Here is a 670-nt window from a genome sequence, read left to right as displayed (position 1 = left end):
GGCCCAGCGTGCCGTTGAAGAACATGGCCGCCATCGGCGGTGCCATGACCACACGCTGGAAAAGCACAGCAGCGGGCGGCGAGATGAAACTTGATTCAGTAAACTCCGCTTTTCAGGGGACAGCACACCCCTCGCAAACAACCCTGCAATCAGATCCACACTCATTCCCGGCCATTGCAGCCAAGGAAAAGGCGTCAGGGGTACGCACAACCCTCGAAAATTATCTTGCACTCCTTTGAACCACAGTTCTTAAGTGCATCCTTCTTTACAGCAGATAGCCGATCAACAGCCTCCACGTATTTTCGAACACCTGGACGAACCGCAATCGCTGCACACTTGTCACAATCCCGCGATCCCCGCGCGAGACAGTCTTGCGCAGCCAGCGCGACAGCCTCCCTCTCGGTGCCGGCGCCAACGTACCAGCCAAGCGTGCTGTCGGCCCCCTAGCTACAGCGCCCCATTTCTGAATCTGGGGGGTCGTGTCGCCAACGCCGTGCGCAGGCAGGAACACCCTATTGTACTCCGCGCTACCAGGCTGCTGCGCTACCGCCTGGGCCGAGAAGAGGACGCTTGAGATAACAGCACTACGCAGAATGGAGATCATAGGTCTTTTTCGCCTTTCTTCTTATCCACATAATCCTGCTTGAAGTCCGAAGTCCGGCCCGAGCTG

1 protein-coding gene is annotated in these 670 nt (G+C 57.5%); it reads left to right on the top strand.

Going from position 1 to position 670, the window contains the following annotated elements; all coding sequences use genetic code 11:
• Nucleotides 1-239, top strand: a 239-nt coding sequence (locus IAE56_RS20965; RefSeq protein WP_234456250.1) for a hypothetical protein, incomplete at its 5' end; no start/stop codon positions are given.
• Nucleotides 240-670: the final 431 nt, after the last annotated feature.

The organism is Stenotrophomonas sp. S41, assembly GCF_016624625.1.
Taxonomy (GTDB): domain Bacteria; phylum Pseudomonadota; class Gammaproteobacteria; order Xanthomonadales; family Xanthomonadaceae; genus Stenotrophomonas.
This window is presented reverse-complemented; position numbering and strand designations above follow the sequence as displayed.